This window comes from Enterobacter cloacae complex sp. SYL003 (assembly GCF_049236925.1).
Lineage (GTDB): Bacteria > Pseudomonadota > Gammaproteobacteria > Enterobacterales > Enterobacteriaceae > Enterobacter > Enterobacter intestinihominis.
The window spans coordinates 25764-45543 of the sequence record NZ_JBMKJK010000016.1 but is presented as its reverse complement, the minus strand read 5'-3'; the positions used below and the strand labels follow the sequence as shown (position 1 = coordinate 45543).

The following is a 19780-nucleotide window of genomic DNA, read 5'->3' as shown; positions in this document are numbered from 1 at the left end:
CCGGGCGATGAATAAATGGGGCGTGGGGTTAACATTATTGCTGGCATCGACCAGCGTTCTGGCAAAGGACATTCAGTTACTGAACGTGTCGTACGATCCGACGCGTGAACTGTACGACCAGTACAACAAAGCTTTTGCGGCGCACTGGAAACAGGAAACCGGCGATAACGTGGTGGTTCGCCAGTCTCACGGCGGTTCAGGTAAGCAGGCGACATCGGTGATCAACGGCATTGAAGCCGATGTGGTTACCCTGGCGCTGGCTTATGACGTAGACGCGATCGCGGAGCGTGGCCGTATCGACAAAAACTGGATCAAGCGCCTGCCGGACAACTCTGCGCCATACACCTCGACCATTGTCTTCCTGGTGCGCAAAGGCAACCCGAAACAGATTAAAGACTGGAACGACCTGATTAAGCCGGGCGTGTCTGTCATCACGCCGAACCCGAAAAGCTCCGGCGGCGCACGCTGGAACTACCTGGCGGCCTGGGGCTACGCCCTGCACCACAACAACGGTGACCAGGCTAAAGCGCAGGAATTCGTGAAAGCGCTGTTTAAAAATGTCGAAGTGCTGGACTCCGGCGCGCGCGGCGCAACTAACACCTTCGTCGAGCGCGGTATCGGCGACGTGCTGATTGCCTGGGAAAACGAAGCCCTGCTGGCGACTAACGAGCTGGGTAAAGACAAATTCGAGATCGTGACCCCGAGCGAATCCATCCTGGCTGAGCCGACCGTCTCCGTCGTCGATAAGGTTGTTGATAAGAAGGGCACCAAAGCGGTGGCGGAAGCCTACCTGAAGTACCTCTACTCACCGGAAGGGCAGGAAATTGCGGCGAAAAACTTCTACCGCCCGCGCGATGAGGCCGTCGCGAAGAAATACGAAAACACCTTCCCGAAACTGAAGCTGTTCACTATCGATGATGTTTTTGGCGGCTGGACCAAAGCGCAAAAAGAGCACTTCTCTAACGGCGGCACCTTCGACCAGATCAGCAAGCGCTAAGCGTTTTACAAAGAACGACACGGTAACCCGGTGTGAGAAATCCACCGGGTTTTTTATTTGGTCATCATTTTGCGTTACTCTTTTGCCTCTATTGAAAACAGGGAACGCGTTGTGAAAAAAATTATCTTACTGATTCTGATCGTTATCGCCCTTGCCGCAGGCGGCGTGTACTGGATGAAAGCGGGTAATCCGAATGCGTTGCGCCATATCGTGCTCGACCAGTGTGTGCCCAACCAGCTGCAAAACCGTAACCCGGCGCCGTGTGCGCAGGTGAAGCCAGATGCGGGCTACGTGGTGTTCAAAGACCGCAACGGGCCGCTGCAATACCTCCTGATGCCCACGTACCGTATTAACGGCACCGAAAGCCCGCTGCTGACTGAGCCTCAGACGCCGAATTTCTTCTGGCTGGCATGGCAGTCTCGTCATTTTATGAGCATGAAACGGGGAGCCGACGTGCCTGACAGCGCTGTTTCGCTGACCATCAACTCCCCGACCGGACGCACGCAGAACCATTTTCATATCCACATCTCCTGCCTGCGCCCGGACGTGCGCGAGAAGCTGAACGCGGCGCAGGGGCAAATCAGCACCCAGTGGCTACCGCTTCCGGGCGGGCTGGAAGGGCATGAGTACCTTGCCCGTCGGGTGACGGAGAACGAACTGGTGCAGCGCAGCCCGTTTATGATGCTGGCGGAAGAGCTGCCGGAAGCGCGCGACCATATGGGACGCTTCGCGCTGGCGATGGCGCAGCAGTCAGACGGCTCGTTTGTATTGCTGGCGACAGAGCGTAACCTGCTTATCTTTAACCGTGCGTCGGCTGAGGAATTGCAGGATCATCAATGCGATATCCTGAAGTGACCCCACCATAAATAGCATTTACTCGCCCTGCCTGTCGCCGTAGACTTGCTGAAAAATTCTACTGGAGACAGGTATGTCGCTCTGGTTAACGCATCCTCTGCTGCTTCCCTCGCTGATCGTCGGCGTCACCATCGTGCTGTGGGCGACGTCGCTGTTGCCGGAATTTATCACCGCGCTGCTGTTCTTTACGGCGGCGATGACCGCCAGAATCGCCCCGCCGGAAGTGATCTTTGGCGGCTTCGCCTCGTCTGCCTTCTGGCTGGTGTTCAGCGGCTTTGTGCTGGGCGTGGCGATTCGGAAAACCGGCCTGGCGGACAGGGCCGCCCGGGCGCTGTCGGCAAAGCTTACCGACTCCTGGGTGCTGATGGTGGCAAGCGTTGTGCTGCTGAGCTATGCCCTGGCATTCGTGATGCCGTCGAACATGGGACGTATTGCGCTGCTGATGCCGATTGTCGCCGCGATGGCGAAGCGGACCGGCATTCCTGATGGCTCGCGGGCCTGGTTTGGCCTGGCGCTGGCGGTCGGGTTTGGCACCTTCCAGCTCTCGGCCACTATTTTGCCCGCTAACGTGCCAAACCTTGTGATGAGCGGCGCGGCGGAGGGCTCATACGGCATCCACCTCAACTATGTCCCGTATCTGCTGCTGCACACGCCGGTGCTGGGTATTCTCAAAGGCCTGATTCTGATTGGCCTGATCTGCTGGCTGTTTCCCGGCAACCCAAAACCGGCGAAGGATCTCGCGCCATCGGAACCGATGGGGCGTGACGAAAAACGACTCGCCTGGCTGCTGGCGGTGGTGTTGACGATGTGGGTAACGGAGAGCTGGCACGGCGTGGGCCCAGCGTGGACAGGGCTGGCGGCCTCGGTCATCGTTATGCTGCCGCGCATCGGATTTATCACCGGCGAGGAGTTCTCGGCGGGGGTGAATATGCGCACCTGTATTTACGTCGCGGGTATACTCGGGCTGGCCATTACGGTGACGCAGACCGGTATCGGTGCGGCCGTAGGCGAGGCGTTGCTCCATATCATGCCGCTGGATGCAGACCGCCCGTTTACCAGCTTCCTGGCGCTGACGGGGATCACCACGGCGCTCAACTTCATTATGACCGCCAACGGCGTTCCGGCGCTGTACACCACGCTGGCGCAGAGCTTCTCCGACGCGACCGGCTTCCCGCTGCTGTCGGTGATCATGATTCAGGTGCTGGGGTATTCCACGCCGCTGCTGCCGTATCAGGCGTCGCCGATTGTGGTGGCGATGGGCTTAGGGAAAGTGCCTGCGAAGGCGGGGATGCTGCTCTGCCTGGCGCTGGCGATTGCGACGTATCTGGTGCTGCTGCCGCTGGATTATTTGTGGTTTAGCGTATTAGGACGTTTGTAGTGGTTTTGTAGGGCGGGTTAGCGAAGCGCCACCCGCCCCAAAGGCAATTACGCCTGCTTAGCCGCTTCTGCCGCTTTAACGATCACCGCGAAAGCGTCTGCTTTCAGGGATGCGCCGCCAACCAGCGCGCCATCGATGTCTGGCTGGGTGAACAGCTCAGCTGCGTTTGATGCGTTAACGGAACCGCCGTACTGGATGATGACCTGCTCAGCCACTTTCGCGTCTGCTTTTGCAATGTGGTCACGGATGAACTTGTGCACCGCCTGTGCCTGCGCTGGAGTTGCAGATTTGCCGGTACCGATCGCCCAGACTGGCTCGTAAGCGATAACCGCGCCTTCGAACGCTGCCGCGCCCTGGGTTTTCAGCACAGCGTCGATCTGACGTGCGCACACTTCTTCGGTTTTACCCGCTTCGTTTTCTGCTTCGGTTTCACCGATGCACAGAACCGGGATCAGACCCTGCTCTTTCAGCACAGCGAATTTCTTCGCGATGAACTCGTCAGATTCTTTGTGGTAGGTGCGACGCTCAGAGTGGCCGATGATGATGTATTTCGCGCCGATGTCTTTCAGCATTTCAGCGGAGGTTTCACCGGTAAACGCGCCAGACAGGTTAACGTCAACGTTCTGCGCGCCCAGAATGATGTGGCTGCCGTCAGCGGCACGTTTAGCCAGATCCAGGTACATATCCGGCGGAGCGATAGCAACCGCGCAGCCGGTCACGCCAGCCAGCTCTTTACGCAGGTTAGCAACCAGTTCGTTTACCATGTGGCGGCTGCCGTTCAGTTTCCAGTTACCCATCACTAAAGGATGTCGCATTTCAATTCTCCACGCTCAATAAGCGAATTAAGGAATATGGCCGCCCTTAAGGGCAGCATGGTCTGTGAATCAGTATAGAGATTTTCCCTCGAAAGGCTTTGCTTTTTGTCATTAATTCGCCCCCTCGAGTGCGTCTGATAGGGCCAGCTTAATCGGTTCAACCGCGAAGGTCAGCCCCTTTTCGCCGTTATCTGCGACGACATAGCGAACGGCACCTTCCGTATCGGCGTAATAGCGTTTGTTTTTCCCGGCGGTAAGCAGTTTTTGCAGCTTTTGCTGGCTTTGCGCTTTCGTGAAGGTGGGGGTAAAGGCGCGCAGAATAGCGCTCATATACTCCAGCGCTTTCGCTTTCGCCGCTTTCTGCTCTGGGCCCTGAATCGGCAGCCAGGTGATCTGCATGCTTTTGATTTTTAACGTTCCGCGCTCAAGGGCAGTGGAAGCATATAGATTCTCGTTAATTTTGCTGGCAGCGCGGGTCAGGGTTGGCGTATCGCGGGCACCGTCAATCGCACGGAACTCCCCCAGCGCAAGCGAGGGGTTTTCTTTATTGAAGGCTTCGCGGAACTGGCTGATAGATTGATCGAAAGAGGGGGCGCCCGCCAGAAGGTAGGGGGCGGTGACCGGGGAAGCCGGTTCCGCGGCGTGCAGAGAAAAACTGGCGCTCAGCATCGCTAAACACAAATAAAGAGAGTGTGCCGAACTTTTCATCAACTTTGCCCCTGGCCGTCATTGCCCATGATTAAAACGATATCTGGTCGGCTTGTCAAAAGGTCACAACTCCAGGGTAAAATGCGGGCTAAACAATAATAAGGAACCTTACATGACCATACAGCAGTGGTTGTTTTCATTCAAAGGGCGTATTGGACGCCGTGACTTCTGGATCTGGATGGCAGCGTGGGTTGTCGCCATGCTGCTTCTGTTTTTTGTTGCCTATAACGCCTGGCTGAGCACGCAAACTGCGGCTTTTGCGCTGGTCTGTTTACTGTGGCCAACCGCCGCCGTGGTGGTGAAACGTCTGCACGATCGCGGTCGCTCCGGCGCTTGGGCTTTTCTGATTATTCTGGCGTGGATGCTGGTGGCGGGGAACTGGTCAATGCTGCCCTCCATCCTCCCGTGGGTGGTGGGCAGACTGCTGCCGACGGTTATCTTTGTGATGATGGTTGTCGAACTGGGCGCGTTTATCGGCACCCAGAGCGAGAACAAATACGGAAAAGATACCCTTGAGGTGAAGTACCGCTGATCACCAGTAGTGTTCGGCGGTCATATGGCCCGGTCGGCGGCGAAGGTGTTTCGTCATCTGCCGGGTATCCTTCAGCAGTTGCTGCGTATCGCGCACCATTTGCGGGTTACCGCACAGCATCACGTGGCTGGTTTCGGTATTCATCGGTAAACCCACCGCCTCTTCCAGCGCGCCGCTTTCAATCAACGCCGGAACGCGGCCGGTTAACGAGCCAGCTGCGGTTTCGCGGCTGACCACCGTCTGAATTTTTAACTTCCCGCCATATCGCTGTTCCAGCGCCTGCATCTGCGGCAAATAGCTCAGGTCTGCGGCGTAGCGCGCGGCGTGAACCAGCACGATATTCTTAAAGCGCTCCAGATCTTTGCCGTACTCCAGGATAGAGAGATACGGGCCGATGGCCGTGCCGGTCGCCAGCATCCAGAGCGTGTCACAGTCGGGGATTTCATCCAGCACGAAGAACCCCGCCGCGTCGGAGACAATCTGCACCTCATCGCCCGGTTTCAGCGCGGCGAGGCGCGGGCTGAGCTTACCGTCCGGGACGGTGACCAGATAGAACTCGAGATCCGGGTTATCAGGCGCGTTAACGTAAGAGTAGGCGCGCTGTACGCGTTCACCGTCGATATCCAGCCCGAGCTTGGCAAACTGCCCGGCGGTAAACGGATGAACGGGAGCGTGCAGCGTGAGGCTAAATAGCGCATCGGTCCAGAACTGTACCTTTGTGACTTTACCTGTTACCCAGTCCGCCATGATCTTCTCCTGTGCTGTTTCTCTCTTCTATCTTCCGTACTTGTGGGAAACATTTCCAGCCCATTCGGGCCGGAAAGCTCTATCGATCAAACGGTTTTACAGAATGTACGTCTGTACGTCCGGGTCTTTGCGGTCGAGATAATGAATGGACTGAATGCGGCGAATGGTGCGGGATTTGCCGCGGATCAGCAAGGTTTCAGTGGTGGCCATGTTTCCCTTGCGGGTGATGCCATCCAGCAGATCGCCTTTGGTGATGCCGGTTGCGGAGAAGACCACGTTATCGCTGCGAGCCATCTCGTTCAGCGCGAGCACTTTATTGGCCTCGATGCCCATCGCCGCACAGCGCGCCAGTTCGTCTTCACCAATGCGAAGGTTCTCGTCGCTGTCGCCTTTGACCTCATGGCGTGGCAGCAGACGCGCCTGCATATCGCCGTCCAGCGCGCGGATCACTGCCGCAGAGACCACACCTTCCGGCGCGCCGCCGATGCCGTAAAGCACGTCGACCTCGCTGTCCGGCATGCAGGTCAGAATAGAGGCGGCAACGTCGCCATCCGGAATAGCAAACACGCGTACGCCGAGCGCTTGCAGGTACGCGATGGTGGCGTCGTGGCGCGGTTTCGCCAGAATGGTCACGGTGAGTTCGCTGAGCGCTTTACCCAGCGCCGCGGCGATATTGCGCAGGTTGGCATCCAGCGGCAGGCTAAGGTCGATAGCGCCTTTAGCGCCAGGACCGACGATCAGCTTTTCCATGTACATATCGGGCGCGTTGAGGAAGCAGCCCTTATCGCCCACCGCCAGCACCGCCAGCGCGTTGGCCTGGCCCATCGCCGTCATGCGCGTGCCTTCGATCGGGTCGACCGCGATATCCACCGCATCGCCTTTGCCCGTCCCGACTTTTTCACCGATGTAGAGCATCGGGGCTTCGTCGATTTCGCCTTCGCCAATGACGATAGTGCCATCGATATTGACCTGATTAAGCACAATGCGCATGGCGTGGACGGCTGCGCCGTCTGCGGTATTTTTGTCGCCACGGCCCAGCCACTTGTAGCCTGCGAGGGCGGCAGCTTCGGTGACGCGGGAAAACTCGATAGCAAGTTCACGTTTCATGAGGTACTCGTACAATCAAAAGGAATTGCACGAAGTTTATCACAGAGTGGGGAGGGGGAGGGGTGGTGCGGTCTGAGCCCCTCACCCCGGCCCTCTCCCCAAAGGGGAGAGGGTTAGGGTGAGGGGTGAGTCTGTCTTACTCGTCGTGCTCTTCCCATGCCAGGGCACGTTTCACCGCTTTCTTCCAGCCGCTGTAGCGGTAGTTGCGCTCGGTGGTTTCGATGCCAGGACGGAATTCGCGTTCGATAACCGCTTTTTCCTGAAGCTCGTCGAGGTTTTGCCAGAAGCCAACCGCCAGACCAGCCAGATACGCCGCGCCCAGCGCCGTCACTTCTCGCACCTCAGGACGTTCAACGCGGGTACCCAGAATGTCGGACTGGAACTGCATCAGGAAGTTGTTGGCTACCGCACCGCCGTCCACGCGCAGGGCGTGCAGACGAATGCCGGAGTCCGCCTGCATCGCTTCCAGCACGTCGCGCGTCTGGTAGGCGATGGATTCCAGGGTCGCACGAATAATGTGGTTTGAGTTCACACCGCGCGTCAGGCCGAAAATCGCGCCGCGGGCGTACGGATCCCAGTACGGTGCGCCCAGACCGGTAAACGCTGGCACCACGTATACGCCGTTGGTGTCTTTCACTTTGGTCGCGAAGTATTCGGAGTCAAACGCATCGCTGATCAGCTTCATCTCGTCGCGCAGCCACTGAATGGAGGCGCCCGCCATGAATACCGCCCCTTCCAGGGCATAGTTCACTTCACCGCGTGGGCCGCATGCGATGGTGGTCAGCAGACCGTTTTCTGATTTCACCGCTTTCTCGCCGGTGTTCATGAGCATAAAGCAGCCGGTGCCGTAAGTGTTCTTCGCCATCCCTTCCTTGACGCACAGCTGGCCGAACAGCGCCGCCTGCTGGTCACCGGCAATACCGGCGATAGGAATACGGGTGCCGCCTTTACCGCCGATGTTGGTCTGGCCGTATACTTCTGAAGATTTGCGCACGTCTGGCAGCATCGCACGCGGAATGTCCAGCGCGTCCAGCATCTTGTCATCCCACTCCAGGGTGTTGATGTTGAACAGCATGGTGCGCGAGGCGTTGGTGTAGTCGGTGACGTGAACGCGTCCCTGAGTCATCTTCCAGATAAGCCAGGTATCGACGGTGCCAAACAGCAGCTCGCCGCGTCGTGCACGTTCGCGTGAACCTTCCACGTGATCGAGGATCCACTTCACTTTGGTGCCGGAGAAATACGGGTCAATGACCAGACCGGTTGTACTGCGCACGTACTCTTCCATTCCGTCGCGCTTCAGTTTTTCGCAGATCTCTGAGGTGCGGCGGCACTGCCAGACAATGGCGTTGTAGATGGGCTTACCGGTTTCGCGCTCCCAGACAACGGTGGTTTCACGCTGGTTGGTGATACCGATAGCGGCAATCTCGTCAGAACTGATGTCGGCTTTCGCCAGCACTTCCACCAGCGTGGAGCTTTGTGACGCCCAGATCTCCATCGGGTCGTGTTCAACCCAGCCTGGACGCGGATAGATTTGCTCAAATTCGCGTTGAGACACGCTGACAATGTTCGCGTCATGATCCATTACGACAGCGCGGGAGCTGGTAGTGCCCTGGTCGAGCGCAACGATATATTTTTTTTCGGTCATGGTATGTGTCCCGTAGTCAGATTACAGCGAAGCTTTTTGTTGTGTGGTGGAAGTCGACTCTTTTTCCTCTTCCACACAGGTGTCGCACGGTAAGTGGCGACCAATTAATTTGCGATAGCCGAATGCGCCCAGCGCCGCCCCTACGATTGGCCCGAACAGCGGAACCAGGAAGTAAGGAATGTCTTTGCCGCCGGTAAAGGCGACATCGCCCCATCCTGCAAAGAAGGCGAAGGTTTTTGGACCCAGGTCACGCGCCGGATTCATCGCAAAGCCGGTCAGCGGACCCATTGATGCGCCAATTACCGCAATCAGAAGGCCAATCAAAAGTGGTGCCAGCGGGCCGCGCGGAATGCCGTTTCCGTCGTCGCCCAGCGCCATAATGACGCCCATCAGAATAGCGGTAATCACCATTTCAACTGCGAACGCCTGCACAAAATTAATATGCGGATTCGGATACGTTGAGAAAATGCCTGCCAGATCCAGACTTTCGACACTGCCACGCACCATATGATGCGTCTGTTCGAAGTCGGTGAAAAGATTGTAATAAAGCCCGTAAACTAACGCCGCTGCGCAAAAGGCGCCGGCAAATTGTGAAATGATGAAAGGGACAACTTTGCGTCCGTCAAAGCACGCGAATAGCCACAACGCGATGGTCACCGCCGGGTTAAGATGTGCGCCGGAAACCCCTGCGGTCAGGTAGATGGCCATCGCCACGCCCAAACCCCAGATAATACTGATTTCCCACTGACCAAAACTGGCACCTGCCACTTTCAGTGCAGCGACACAGCCTACTCCGAAGAATATCAACAACCCGGTACCCAGGAACTCGGCAATGCACTGGCCTTTTAAGGTTGATGTCTGACTCATAATCGGAATCCTGCAAAAGAGTAATGTTTATTGTTTGCGTGACCGCCCGTGACAGCCACGATGCCCTGTAGACATAGTGTTAATTTATCGTTAACGAGCACAAACGAGAAATATCGAAATCAAAATGTGTGGTCTGCGTCAATAAAATGAGCGTTTTCGCGCCATAAAGCGCGTTTTTGCATCAAAGGTATAATGTGAGCTGAATCATTTCATTAACTAAAGAGTTAACAATTTAGGGGTATATGCCGCGAACGCACCAGGACCAGACCTAAAAGTGTTGCAAACCGCGATCTGCGCGGTGTGTCGCTGGACACAGAGCGCCGCGCTCCATACAATCGACGGTATATGTCGTGCGCGTTTACGTTAAAGCGTCGCCTTGCAATTCAGGAGAGGTAGCATCATGTCTTTAGAAGTGTTTGAGAAACTGGAATCGAAAGTACAGCAGGCGATCGACACCATCACCCTGCTGCAGATGGAAATTGAAGAGCTGAAAGAGAAAAACAACTCCCTGTCCCAGGAAGTTCAGAATGCTCAGCACAGCCGTGAAGAACTGGAGCGCGAAAACAACCAGCTGCGCGAACAGCAGAACGGCTGGCAGGATCGCCTGCAGGCACTGCTGGGACGTATGGAAGAAGTTTAATTCCGGTGGGGTTAACTGATTAGGCCGGGTAAGGCGAAGCCGCCACCCGGCTTTTTTATGGTTTTCGCTAACCGATATCAAACCATAAAAAAGGCCGCCTGAGGCGGCCTTAACGCTACTTGTCCTGCGCTGTCGTAGCAAAAGCAACAAACCCAACAGGTTCATCGCTCTTTACAACGAGTACGCTGGCGACAATGAACGCGATACATAAATAGCGTTTCATTATGCGGTCCCTGCTGCTTACCGCTCCACCGTTCACCACCGGTGATAAGTCGGTGGACACAAGCCCGGTTAAAGGTTGCTTTACGGTTGTGAATACACCTTTCCCTGGACCGGCGCCCATTTGCGAGATGGCGGAAAGGGACACAGCATCATAATGAGCAACAGCTGCGGAGTTAAGGTTTCCACACATAATTAGGAATTCATAAAGGGTCGACAGGGGTTACCTGAGGAATGAATCAGGGTAAGATAAAAATCCTGGTTAAAGGTTGCAATATCACCCAACGGACCGCGAATCCCGAGGGACAAAAAAACCGCCACATTGCTGTTGGCGGTTTTTTTATGCATCTCGCTTATCGATTAACTACTCAATGTCCAGCGCATCCTCGGAAAGGATAATGCCGGTATTGTCAGCATAAAGGTGGTCGCCCGAGAAGAAGGTCACGCCGCCGAAATTGACGCGCACGTCGCTTTCGCCGATGCCGTCGCCCGCTGCGCCTACCGGTATGGCCGCGATGGCCTGAATCCCGATATCCAGGTCTTCGAGATCGTCCACCTGACGCACGGAACCGTACACCACAATGCCTTCCCACTCGTTCTGGACGGCAATTCCCGCCAGTTCAGCATCAATCAATGCACGGCGCACGGAACCGCCGCCGTCGACCACCAGAACGCGGCCACGGCCGTTCTCTTCGAGCAGATCGTACAGCAACCCGTTGTCCTCGAAACATTTCACCGTGATGATTTGTCCGCCAAACGACGACCGTCCACCAAAGTTGGAGAACAGGGGTTCAACGACGTTGACATCTTCCTGGTAGATGTCACAAAGCTCGGAGGTATCGTATTTCATAGGTTTAACGCTCTGTTGCTGCGAATGTGTTCAGTATATCGTGCGAAATGCCTTGTTGGCAAAATCATCAATTGTTAATTGATATTTGTCAGCTAACTCAGCGTCTGGCTTAAGACAATCCCGATGACGAACAGCAGGTTAGTCAGCAACGCGCCTTTTACCGTGCGCTCCAGCATCGGCGGCATGGCAGCCGGGCTGAGTTCACGCATGACATAGCGGGCCTGCTTAACCAGCAGCGGTGCGGCGAGCACAAACAGCCAGCCCCACAGGCTGTGCAGAGAGATCAGATTGAACAGTGCCAGGCAGACCAGCGCGCCGATGAGCAGGCAGGCGTGATAGCGGCGGGCATTCACCGGGCCCAGACGCACGGCCAGCGTGTTCTTACCGTTCTCACGGTCGCTGTCGATGTCGCGCAGGTTATTGATATTCAGCACCGCCGTCGCCAGCAGACCGCAGGCGGTCGCGGGCAGGAACAGGGCGGGGATCACCGTATGCGCCTGCAAGTACCAGCTTCCCATGACGCTCAGCCAGCCGAAGAACACCAGTACGGAGATGTCGCCCAGACCAATATACCCGTAAGGACGCGTCCCAACGGTATAGGTAATTGCTGCAATAATGGCGAGCAAGCCCAGCACCAGGAAGCCAATGAAATCGCTGGTGGTTTTCGAGGCGACCGTCACCAGCGCCAGGCCGGACAGGCAAATCAACACCACGGTGATAATCAGCGCCCGCTTCATCTGTGCCTGGGTAATCACCCCTTTTTGCATCCCGCGCAGCGGCCCGATACGATCAGGTTTATCGCTGCCTTTTACCGCATCGCCGTAATCATTGGCGAGATTAGAGAGGATTTGCAGTAGCCCGGCGGTGACAAGCGCCAGACCAGCCACCAGGGGATCGAAATGCCCCTGCCACCAGGCAAGTGCGGTACCGACGATAATGGCGGCAAAAGCCAGAGGAAGCGTTTTTGGACGCAGACTTTCGAGCCACGCCTGCGTACGGCTGATATCAGTCATAGTTATTTAGCCAATAAAAATGGGGGCCATAGCCCCCATCAACAGTGATGAAAATGCATTGAACGCGATTATAGAATAAAACGGCTCAGATCTTCATCTGCCACTAACGCATCCAGGTGTTTGCCCACATACTCTGCGTCAATGGTAATGGTTTGACCGTTAAGGTCGCTCGCATCGTAAGAGATATCTTCCACCAGGCGTTCCAGCACGGTGTGCAGACGACGCGCACCGATGTTTTCGGTGGTTTCGTTGACCTGCCATGCGGCCTGAGCGATGCGTTTGATCCCATCGTCGGTGAACTCGATATTCACGCCTTCGGTCGCCATCAACGCTTTGTACTGTACGGTCACAGAAGCGTTTGGCTCAGTCAGGATACGTTCGAAATCTTCAGTGGTCAGCGCCTGCAGCTCAACGCGGATTGGCAGACGACCCTGCAGTTCCGGAATGAGATCGGATGGGCTGGCAACCTGAAACGCACCTGACGCGATAAACAGAATGTGGTCAGTTTTCACCATGCCGTGCTTGGTAGAGACGGTGCAACCTTCCACCAGCGGCAGCAGGTCGCGCTGAACGCCTTCGCGGGAAACATCCGGGCCGGAGCTGTTGCCGCCGCGCTTACAGATTTTGTCGATTTCGTCGATAAACACGATACCGTGCTGCTCAACCGCGTCGATAGCGTCCTGTTTCAGCTCTTCCGGGTTAACCAGCTTCGCGGCTTCTTCTTCAATCAGCAGCTTCATCGCGTCTTTGATTTTCAGCTTACGCGCTTTCTGTTTCTGCCCGCCCAGGTTCTGGAACATGGACTGCAACTGGCTGGTCATCTCTTCCATGCCCGGAGGGGCCATGATTTCCACGCCCATTGGCGCGGCAGCGAGATCGATCTCAATCTCTTTGTCGTCCAGCTCGCCTTCGCGCAGTTTTTTGCGGAATGCCTGACGCGCAGCAGAAGGTTCAGGCTGCTGTTCAGCCTGTCCCCAGTTATTTTTTGCCGGTGGGATCAGCACGTCGAGAATACGCTCTTCGGCCATCTCTTCGGCGCGATAGCGGTTTTTCTCAATCGCCTGGACACGCACCATCTTAATCGCTGAATCGGTCAGGTCGCGGATGATGGAGTCCACTTCTTTACCCACATAGCCCACTTCGGTGAACTTGGTGGCTTCAACTTTGATGAACGGCGCGTTAGCCAGTTTGGCCAGACGACGGGCGATTTCGGTTTTACCCACCCCGGTCGGGCCGATCATCAGAATATTTTTTGGCGTCACTTCATGGCGGAGCTCTTCGTCGAGCTGCATGCGACGCCAGCGGTTACGTAGTGCGATAGCCACGGAGCGCTTGGCGTTGTCCTGGCCGATAATGTGTTTGTTCAGTTCGCTGACAATTTCGCGTGGGGTCATTTCAGACATGGGCGATCCTTACGCTTTGGAGGTCAATTCTTCGATGGTGTGATTGTGGTTGGTATAGATGCAGATATCACCTGCAATATCCAACGCTTTCACCGCGATATCGCGCGCGTTCATGTCGGTATTTTCCAACAGCGCACGGGCTGCGGCCTGGGCGTACGGGCCGCCAGAGCCGATGGCAATCAGGTCGTTTTCAGGCTGAACCACGTCGCCGTTACCGGTGATGATCAGCGAGGCGTTTTCGTCAGCCACGGCCAGCAGCGCTTCGAGCTTGCGCAGCATGCGGTCGGTACGCCAGTCTTTTGCCAGCTCAACGGCGGCTTTCACCAGATGACCCTGATGCATTTCCAGTTTGCGTTCAAACAGTTCAAACAGCGTGAAGGCATCAGCCGTGCCGCCTGCGAAACCGGCGATCACTTTGTCGTTATAAAGACGACGTACTTTCTTCACGTTGCCTTTCATGACGGTATTACCCAGCGTGGCCTGGCCATCACCGGCAATTACCACCTGGCCGTTACGGCGTACACTTACTATTGTTGTCACGAGCAGACCCCCTGGTTACAGATTCGGGAAACAGAAGCCCTGAGCCTGTGCTCAGGGCTGAATTAAATGATAGATGGGGGGGATTTTGGGGGTTTCAACCCCCGGAGGCGAGTCGAATGCAGTTTGTGTGGCCAGCCACTTTCAAACGGGAAATGGTGCCGTCTGCGTTTTCTTTGCCTTTGACCGGTCCAATCACCACGCGATTCCAGCCGTTATTGGTGGTAATGCGTGAGTCAAATCCTTCAAATGCCAGCTGAGCTCGCACCGTTTCTGCCTGTTCGGCGCCTTTAAACGAACCGCACTGAACCATCCAGCGGCGTTCATCTTTTTTCTCAGCCGTCTGCTTTGGTGCCTCGGTCTCTTTAGTGACCGGCGCAGCCTGCTGCGTTTTTGGCTGTTGCGCAGTGGTATGTGCAGGCGTCTGCAACAGATCCTGATACGGCTGTGCTGTTTGCTTCTGCGGCTGGGCTTTCGGCTGCTGCTGAACAGGCTGCGTTTGTACGGTACGCGTCTGCTGCTGCGGTTGTGTACGCGGCTGTTGTACCGGCTGCGTCTGCGTCCACTGCTGCTGTTGCGTTTGCTGCTGTGCCTGACGCTGGCGCTGCAACGTTTGCTGACGCTGCGCCGGGGTTTGTTCGTTCCACGGTACTTCGTTCAACTGCGTAGGCTGCTGGCGCATGTCCGCCTGCATCTGAGCGAGCAACTGGCGCTGTTCGTCCGTCAGCTGATCGGCATTCTTCACTTCACCCCCGGCAGAAGGCTCGGTAGGCGCACGTACGCCAGGCTGGCGGCTTTCCAGCTCTTTAATGTAGCGCCAGCGCTCTTCAGGCTTCGGAGGAAGGCCGTTGCCGACGACCTTGTTACCCTGAAGGGCTTCAGACTCTTCTTTTTTATGATGCGTAATGAAGTAGAGGCCGCCAATAAAGGCCACCAGCACAGCCGCAGCAATGGCGACCATGGCTGGGGAGACAGCAGACAGGCTACGTTGCTTGCTTTTTGAACTACTCTTTTTGCGTCGCGAAGGTGCCGGCTGGCCGCGACGTACATAATCTCGTTGTGCCACTATCGTTTCGCTGTATTTATTCGTTCGTCAGCCCGCCATGTTACTTAAGCGACGGGGCTTTGACCAGATAAGGGTGTCGAAAGGTATTTACTTTAAGTTAATGCCTGGGTAGAGCCGCGCACAATCAGCTCACAATCCAGTAGTCGTGACCCACTGCTAACTGTTTGACCGTGCAGCTGATCCAGCAAAAGCAGCATCGCTTCCCGGCCAATGTCATACCGCGGCTGCGAAACAGTCGAAAGCGGCGGATCGCAAAACTCCGAAAGCGAAATATTATCAAAACCGATTATCGACAGGTCCTTTGGCACGCGCAGGCCGTGACGTTTGGCGTAGGATAACGCCCCCAGCGCCATCACGTCGCTGTGGCAGAAGACCGCGGTAGGCGGTTCTGGCAAGGCAAGCAATTTTTCCAGCGCCTGCCCGCCCGCTTCAAAGGTGAAATCACCGCGCGCAATGTAGTGCGGATCGACAACAGCCCCGGTACGGCGAAGCGCCTGAACGTAACCCTGCAACCGGTAATGACACAGCGGCATCTCTTCTGGTCCGGCAATACAACCGATACGTTTATGCCCCAGCTCCTGAAGATAGTTCACGGCGTTGAACGCGGCGGTGAGGTTATCGATATGAACGGTCGGCAGCTCCAGCTCCGGCGCGAATTCGTTCGCCATGACCATTGGCGGTAAATTGCGCTGTTCTTCAATGCTGGCATCAAACGGCAGGCGTGAGCCAAGCAGCAGCATGCCATCAATCTGCTTGGTGATGATCAGGTCGATGAACGTTTTTTCCTGCTGGTTCTGGTGGGCACAATCACCAATCAGCACCAGATAGCCCTGGGCGGCGGCCGTGACCTCAATGCCGCGGATGATTTCGCTGAAGAAGGGATCGCAGATGTCCGGCACGATCACCAGGATGGTGCGGGATTCGTTGCGTTTAACGTTGCGCCCCATGGCTTGCGGGAAATAACCGACCTCAAGCGCCGCCTTTTCAACCCGGTTTCGGGTCGCCTGGGAGACTTTGTCAGGGTTCATCAATGCGCGGGACACGGTTGCTGTTGAGACTTGTGCTTTCTCGGCAACGTCTTTCATGGTCGCCGAGGCAACCTCTTTCCTGGACTTCAACGTCTTCTCCTCGCCTGAACACCGAACTGCGGACCGCACCATTTTTACAGATAGTTAATGGAATCGGTTACAGAATTTTCATAAAAAGTGTGAGGCGCATTAAATTTTTCGATCCGTCTTCAGCCTTCAATCGGATCGACGTCCAGAACCCACTTCACTTTTCGCGCTTCCGGCAGGGTATTAATCAGCGCCAGCGTGCCGCTGACGATCTGCTGTAAACGGATACGCGAAGGGTGCTGAAGTAAGAGTTGCCAGCGGAAACGGCCGCCGCGTTTCGGGGCGAGCGCGGGTACCGGGCCTAAAATCCACAGCTGATTATCCACCAGTGGGCTGGCCTGCAGGAGATTTCTCAGCTGTTGCAGGAATAGCGGCGCCTGCTGGTTGTTATGATCTTCCGCACGGATGATGACGTGGCTGGTCCACGGAGGAAGCTGCATCGTCTGACGTTCGGCCAGCGCCTGGTCCGCGAAGGCGTCATAGCCTTTGTGCAGCAGCGTTTGCAGCAGCGGGTGCTCAGGATGGTGCGTTTGCAGCACTACTTCGCCCTGCTTACCCGCTCGACCGGCGCGACCAGCAACCTGGGTATAAAGCTGTGCGAAACGCTCGGCGGAGCGAAAATCCGCGGAGAACAGCGCGCCGTCGACGTCCAGCAGGGCGACCAGCGTCACGTCCGGGAAGTGATGCCCTTTCGCCAGCATTTGAGTGCCAATCAGGATGCGCGCGCCGCCGCGATGCACTTCCGCCAGCTGCTGCTCCAGTGCCCCTTTGCGGCTGGTGGTATCCCTGTCGATACGCGAAATGGGCACATCAGGGAAGAACGGCGCCAGCGCCTGTTCGAGCTGCTCCGTCCCCAGACCCACCGGCACGATGTGCGTTGAGCCGCAGGACGGGCACTGACGGGGTACCGGACGCTGGCTGTCGCAGTGGTGGCAGCGTAAATGGCGCTGAGCCTGGTGGAAGGTGTAGTAGTGATCGCAGCGCGGGCACTCGGCAATCCAGCCGCAGTCGTGGCACAGCAACGCAGGCGCGAAGCCGCGGCGGTTCAGAAACAGGATCACCTGGTTGCCCGCCTGCAAATGTTGGCGCATGCGGCTAATCAGCGCAGGCGCTAACCCGGCCTGCACCTGCTGGCCTTTCAGATCCAGCACATGCTGAATGGCCGGACGGGCATTCCCCGCGCGGCGCGTCAGGCGCAGCATGTGGTATTTACGCTGGCGAACGTTGTGCAGCGTTTCAAGCGCGGGGGTGGCGGACCCCAGAATAATGGGGATTTGCTCGCTGTGGGCGCGGTACACGGCTAAGTCGCGGGCGTGATAGCGCCAGCCTTCCTGCTGTTTATAGGAGCTGTCATGCTCTTCATCGATCACGATAACGCCGAGATTTTTAAACGGCGTAAAGAGTGAGGAACGGGTGCCAATCACAATCGCCGCTTCGCCGTTTTTCGCTTTCAGCCAGGCGCTGAGGCGCTCGCTGTCGTTCAGGCCGGAGTGCAGAACCTCAACGGGCGCATTAAAGCGTTCACGGAAACGGGCGATGGTTTGCGGCGTCAGGCCGATTTCCGGCACCATTACCAGCGCCTGTTTACCCTGCGCGAGCACATTTTCCAGTACGCTCAGATACACTTCGGTTTTACCGGAGCCGGTGACGCCCGCCAGCAGCCAGGCGGAGAAACGATCGGCGGCGCTGTGAATCGCGCCCACGGCGGTGGCCTGCTCGGTATTCAGACGCAGGCGATCGCCCGAGACGGAAAAGCCGTCGCGCCAGTCGTGAAGGGCAGGTGCTTCGCTGGCCAGCTCGCTCAGCCCTTTCTTCCTTAATGCCTGCAACGCGGTTTCGCTCACCTCGAGCTCGTCGACCTGATGGCGCCAGATTTTCCCCTGGCGTAGCGCGGCCAACGCCTGCTGTTGTTTTTGCGAGCGCTTCAGGCTGTTAATGTCGACCGCCTGACCCTGCTCGGTGGCAAACCAGTACCACATTGGCGCATGGCTGGCGCGCTTACCCTGACGCAGCATAATCGGCAGGGCGTGGAACAATACGTCGCCAATAGGATGGTGATAATAATCTGCCGCCCACAACAGCAGTCGCCAGGTGCTTTGAGAGTAAACAGGTTCATCGTCCAGCACTTCAACGATCGATTTCAGCTCGGTAAGCGGCAGCTCGCTTTTATCGCTGACGGAGACGACGATCCCCACGCGCTGCTGTTTACCGAACGGCACGGTCACGCGACAGCCCGCTTTGGCGCTCATGCTGTCGGGCAGCAGGTAGTCAAAGGTGCGGGGAAGCGGAACGGGCAGGGCAACGTGAGCGACGGGCATCGAATCTTCCTGACTTGAAAAGTGGCGCGTTAGTATACACATTAGTGAAAGCGGCGTGCGGATCAGTTTGCATACGTTGGTTAAATTCTGTATGATTCGCCGCCTTTGGTGTACTTTACGCCAAAGAACTTACATTCAACATCGCGTGGTGTCTGGCGTTAGGGCTGGAAGAGCGACGCGGCCTTAACTGAGGTTCTCCCATGAAAAAAGATATTCACCCGAAATACGAAATGATTACTGCAAACTGCTCTTGCGGTAACTCTATCCAGATCCGCTCTACCGTGGGTCACGATCTGAACCTGGACGTGTGCGGCAAATGCCACCCGTTCTACACTGGTAAGCAGCGTGATGTTGCAACCGGTGGCCGTGTTGACCGCTTCAACAAGCGTTTCAGCATCCCGGGCGCTAAATAAGTTTCCCGAAAAAAAGGCACCGCAAGGTGCCTTTTTTGTATCCGCTTATCAGTATTCCCACGTATCCGGGTCGATACCCAGTTCACGCATGATCACCTTCGCCTCTTCTGGAATTTCGTCACTGCGCTCTTTGCGCAGATCGTCATCGTTCGGCAACGGTTGGCCGGTAAACGCATGCAGGAACGCTTCGCACAGCAGTTCGCTGTTAGTGGCGTGACGCAGGTTGTTCACCTGACGACGCGTACGTTCATCGGTGAGGATCTTCAACACCTTCAGAGGAATGGACACCGTGATTTTCTTGACTTGCTCACTCTTCTTACCGTGCTCAGCGTATGGGCTGATATATTCGCCGCTCCATTCAGCCATGAGATACCTTTAATCCTCTCAGTCATTAATCTAAAGGTGCAAAACCGGTAACCATCAGTTTTGAACCGTAATCTTGCGTAGTTTACCGTAGAGACGATACCGAGGCACGGATATTGCCGCTGTAGCGTGTCCTAAAGCATATAATTTTAACGGCTATTTGCGCATTGCTCAATCTATACGCAAAGAAGT

20 protein-coding genes are annotated in these 19780 nt (G+C 56.4%); 6 read left to right on the top strand and 14 right to left on the bottom strand.

Annotation, left to right across the window (positions count from 1 at the left end):
- Window positions 1–7 precede the first annotated feature (7 nt).
- From ACOT1A_RS18885 to ACOT1A_RS18875, 3 genes are all read left to right on the top strand, one after another.
- A complete protein-coding gene (locus ACOT1A_RS18885; protein ID WP_276170166.1) occupies window positions 8–997 on the top strand; it encodes a sulfate ABC transporter substrate-binding protein in 990 nt (329 codons plus the stop codon).
- Window positions 998–1108: 111 nt separating this feature from the next.
- On the top strand, window positions 1109–1852 hold the full coding sequence (locus ACOT1A_RS18880) for a CDP-diacylglycerol diphosphatase (protein ID WP_276170167.1): 744 nt from the start codon (window positions 1109–1111) through the stop codon (window positions 1850–1852).
- A 73-nt stretch (window positions 1853–1925) separates the two neighbouring features.
- Window positions 1926–3230, top strand: a complete 1305-nt coding sequence (locus tag ACOT1A_RS18875) for an SLC13 family permease (RefSeq protein ID WP_276170168.1) — start codon at window positions 1926–1928, stop codon at window positions 3228–3230.
- Between the two features lie 47 nt (window positions 3231–3277).
- Here ACOT1A_RS18875 and tpiA read toward each other — a convergent pair whose 3' ends face one another.
- Entirely contained in the window at window positions 3278–4045 is a 768-nt protein-coding gene (tpiA, locus tag ACOT1A_RS18870) for a triose-phosphate isomerase (protein ID WP_003862019.1), read from the bottom strand.
- 111 nt (window positions 4046–4156) lie between these two features.
- Window positions 4157–4753 (bottom strand): DUF1454 family protein, encoded by a 597-nt coding sequence (locus tag ACOT1A_RS18865; protein ID WP_022649805.1) that lies wholly within the window; start codon window positions 4751–4753, stop codon window positions 4157–4159.
- 112 nt (window positions 4754–4865) lie between these two features.
- Here ACOT1A_RS18865 and ACOT1A_RS18860 point away from each other — a divergent pair, with 112 nt between their 5' ends.
- The gene (locus ACOT1A_RS18860) at window positions 4866–5285 is read left to right on the top strand and encodes a DUF805 domain-containing protein (protein ID WP_022649804.1); all 420 of its coding nucleotides are present in this window, start codon (window positions 4866–4868) and stop codon (window positions 5283–5285) included.
- Here ACOT1A_RS18860 and fpr read toward each other — a convergent pair whose 3' ends face one another.
- The 4 genes from fpr to ACOT1A_RS18840 form a co-directional block, all read right to left on the bottom strand.
- Window positions 5286–6032, bottom strand: coding sequence for a ferredoxin--NADP(+) reductase (gene fpr, locus ACOT1A_RS18855; RefSeq protein ID WP_022649803.1), 747 nt, complete (start codon window positions 6030–6032; stop codon window positions 5286–5288).
- A gap of 96 nt (window positions 6033–6128) precedes the next feature.
- Window positions 6129–7139 (bottom strand): class II fructose-bisphosphatase, encoded by a 1011-nt coding sequence (gene glpX / locus ACOT1A_RS18850; RefSeq protein WP_276170169.1) that lies wholly within the window; start codon window positions 7137–7139, stop codon window positions 6129–6131.
- Window positions 7140–7275: 136 nt separating this feature from the next.
- Window positions 7276–8784 carry a glycerol kinase GlpK gene (glpK, locus tag ACOT1A_RS18845; protein WP_022649801.1) on the bottom strand — a complete coding sequence of 503 codons (1509 nt, stop codon included), beginning with the start codon at window positions 8782–8784 and terminating at the stop codon, window positions 7276–7278.
- A gap of 21 nt (window positions 8785–8805) precedes the next feature.
- A complete protein-coding gene (locus ACOT1A_RS18840) occupies window positions 8806–9651 on the bottom strand; it encodes an MIP/aquaporin family protein (RefSeq protein ID WP_022649800.1) in 846 nt (281 codons plus the stop codon).
- 400 nt (window positions 9652–10051) lie between these two features.
- Here ACOT1A_RS18840 and zapB point away from each other — a divergent pair, with 400 nt between their 5' ends.
- Window positions 10052–10291, top strand: coding sequence for a septal ring assembly protein ZapB (zapB, locus tag ACOT1A_RS18835; RefSeq protein ID WP_022649799.1), 240 nt, complete (start codon window positions 10052–10054; stop codon window positions 10289–10291).
- A 583-nt stretch (window positions 10292–10874) separates the two neighbouring features.
- On the opposite strand, the gene rraA is transcribed toward zapB, so the two are convergent.
- From rraA to priA, 7 genes are all read right to left on the bottom strand, one after another.
- Window positions 10875–11360 (bottom strand): ribonuclease E activity regulator RraA, encoded by a 486-nt coding sequence (gene rraA, locus ACOT1A_RS18830; protein ID WP_015569946.1) that lies wholly within the window; start codon window positions 11358–11360, stop codon window positions 10875–10877.
- Window positions 11361–11452: 92 nt separating this feature from the next.
- On the bottom strand, window positions 11453–12379 hold the full coding sequence (menA, locus tag ACOT1A_RS18825; protein ID WP_088581795.1) for a 1,4-dihydroxy-2-naphthoate polyprenyltransferase: 927 nt from the start codon (window positions 12377–12379) through the stop codon (window positions 11453–11455).
- Window positions 12380–12441: 62 nt separating this feature from the next.
- Window positions 12442–13776, bottom strand: coding sequence for an HslU--HslV peptidase ATPase subunit (gene hslU / locus ACOT1A_RS18820; RefSeq protein WP_022649796.1), 1335 nt, complete (start codon window positions 13774–13776; stop codon window positions 12442–12444).
- A 9-nt stretch (window positions 13777–13785) separates the two neighbouring features.
- A complete protein-coding gene (gene hslV, locus ACOT1A_RS18815) occupies window positions 13786–14316 on the bottom strand; it encodes an ATP-dependent protease subunit HslV (RefSeq protein WP_022649795.1) in 531 nt (176 codons plus the stop codon).
- 94 nt (window positions 14317–14410) lie between these two features.
- Window positions 14411–15379 (bottom strand): cell division protein FtsN, encoded by a 969-nt coding sequence (gene ftsN / locus ACOT1A_RS18810; protein ID WP_017383099.1) that lies wholly within the window; start codon window positions 15377–15379, stop codon window positions 14411–14413.
- A 92-nt stretch (window positions 15380–15471) separates the two neighbouring features.
- Window positions 15472–16497: a DNA-binding transcriptional regulator CytR gene (cytR, locus tag ACOT1A_RS18805; RefSeq protein WP_022649794.1), complete on the bottom strand. Its 1026-nt coding sequence runs from the start codon at window positions 16495–16497 to the stop codon at window positions 15472–15474.
- Between the two features lie 119 nt (window positions 16498–16616).
- Entirely contained in the window at window positions 16617–18812 is a 2196-nt protein-coding gene (gene priA, locus ACOT1A_RS18800; protein ID WP_154051977.1) for a primosomal protein N', read from the bottom strand.
- Window positions 18813–19012: 200 nt separating this feature from the next.
- On the opposite strand from priA, the gene rpmE reads away from it, so the two are divergent.
- Entirely contained in the window at window positions 19013–19225 is a 213-nt protein-coding gene (rpmE, locus tag ACOT1A_RS18795; protein ID WP_003862040.1) for a 50S ribosomal protein L31, read from the top strand.
- Between the two features lie 48 nt (window positions 19226–19273).
- Here rpmE and metJ read toward each other — a convergent pair whose 3' ends face one another.
- Window positions 19274–19591 carry a met regulon transcriptional regulator MetJ gene (gene metJ / locus ACOT1A_RS18790; RefSeq protein WP_006179183.1) on the bottom strand — a complete coding sequence of 106 codons (318 nt, stop codon included), beginning with the start codon at window positions 19589–19591 and terminating at the stop codon, window positions 19274–19276.
- Window positions 19592–19780: the final 189 nt, after the last annotated feature.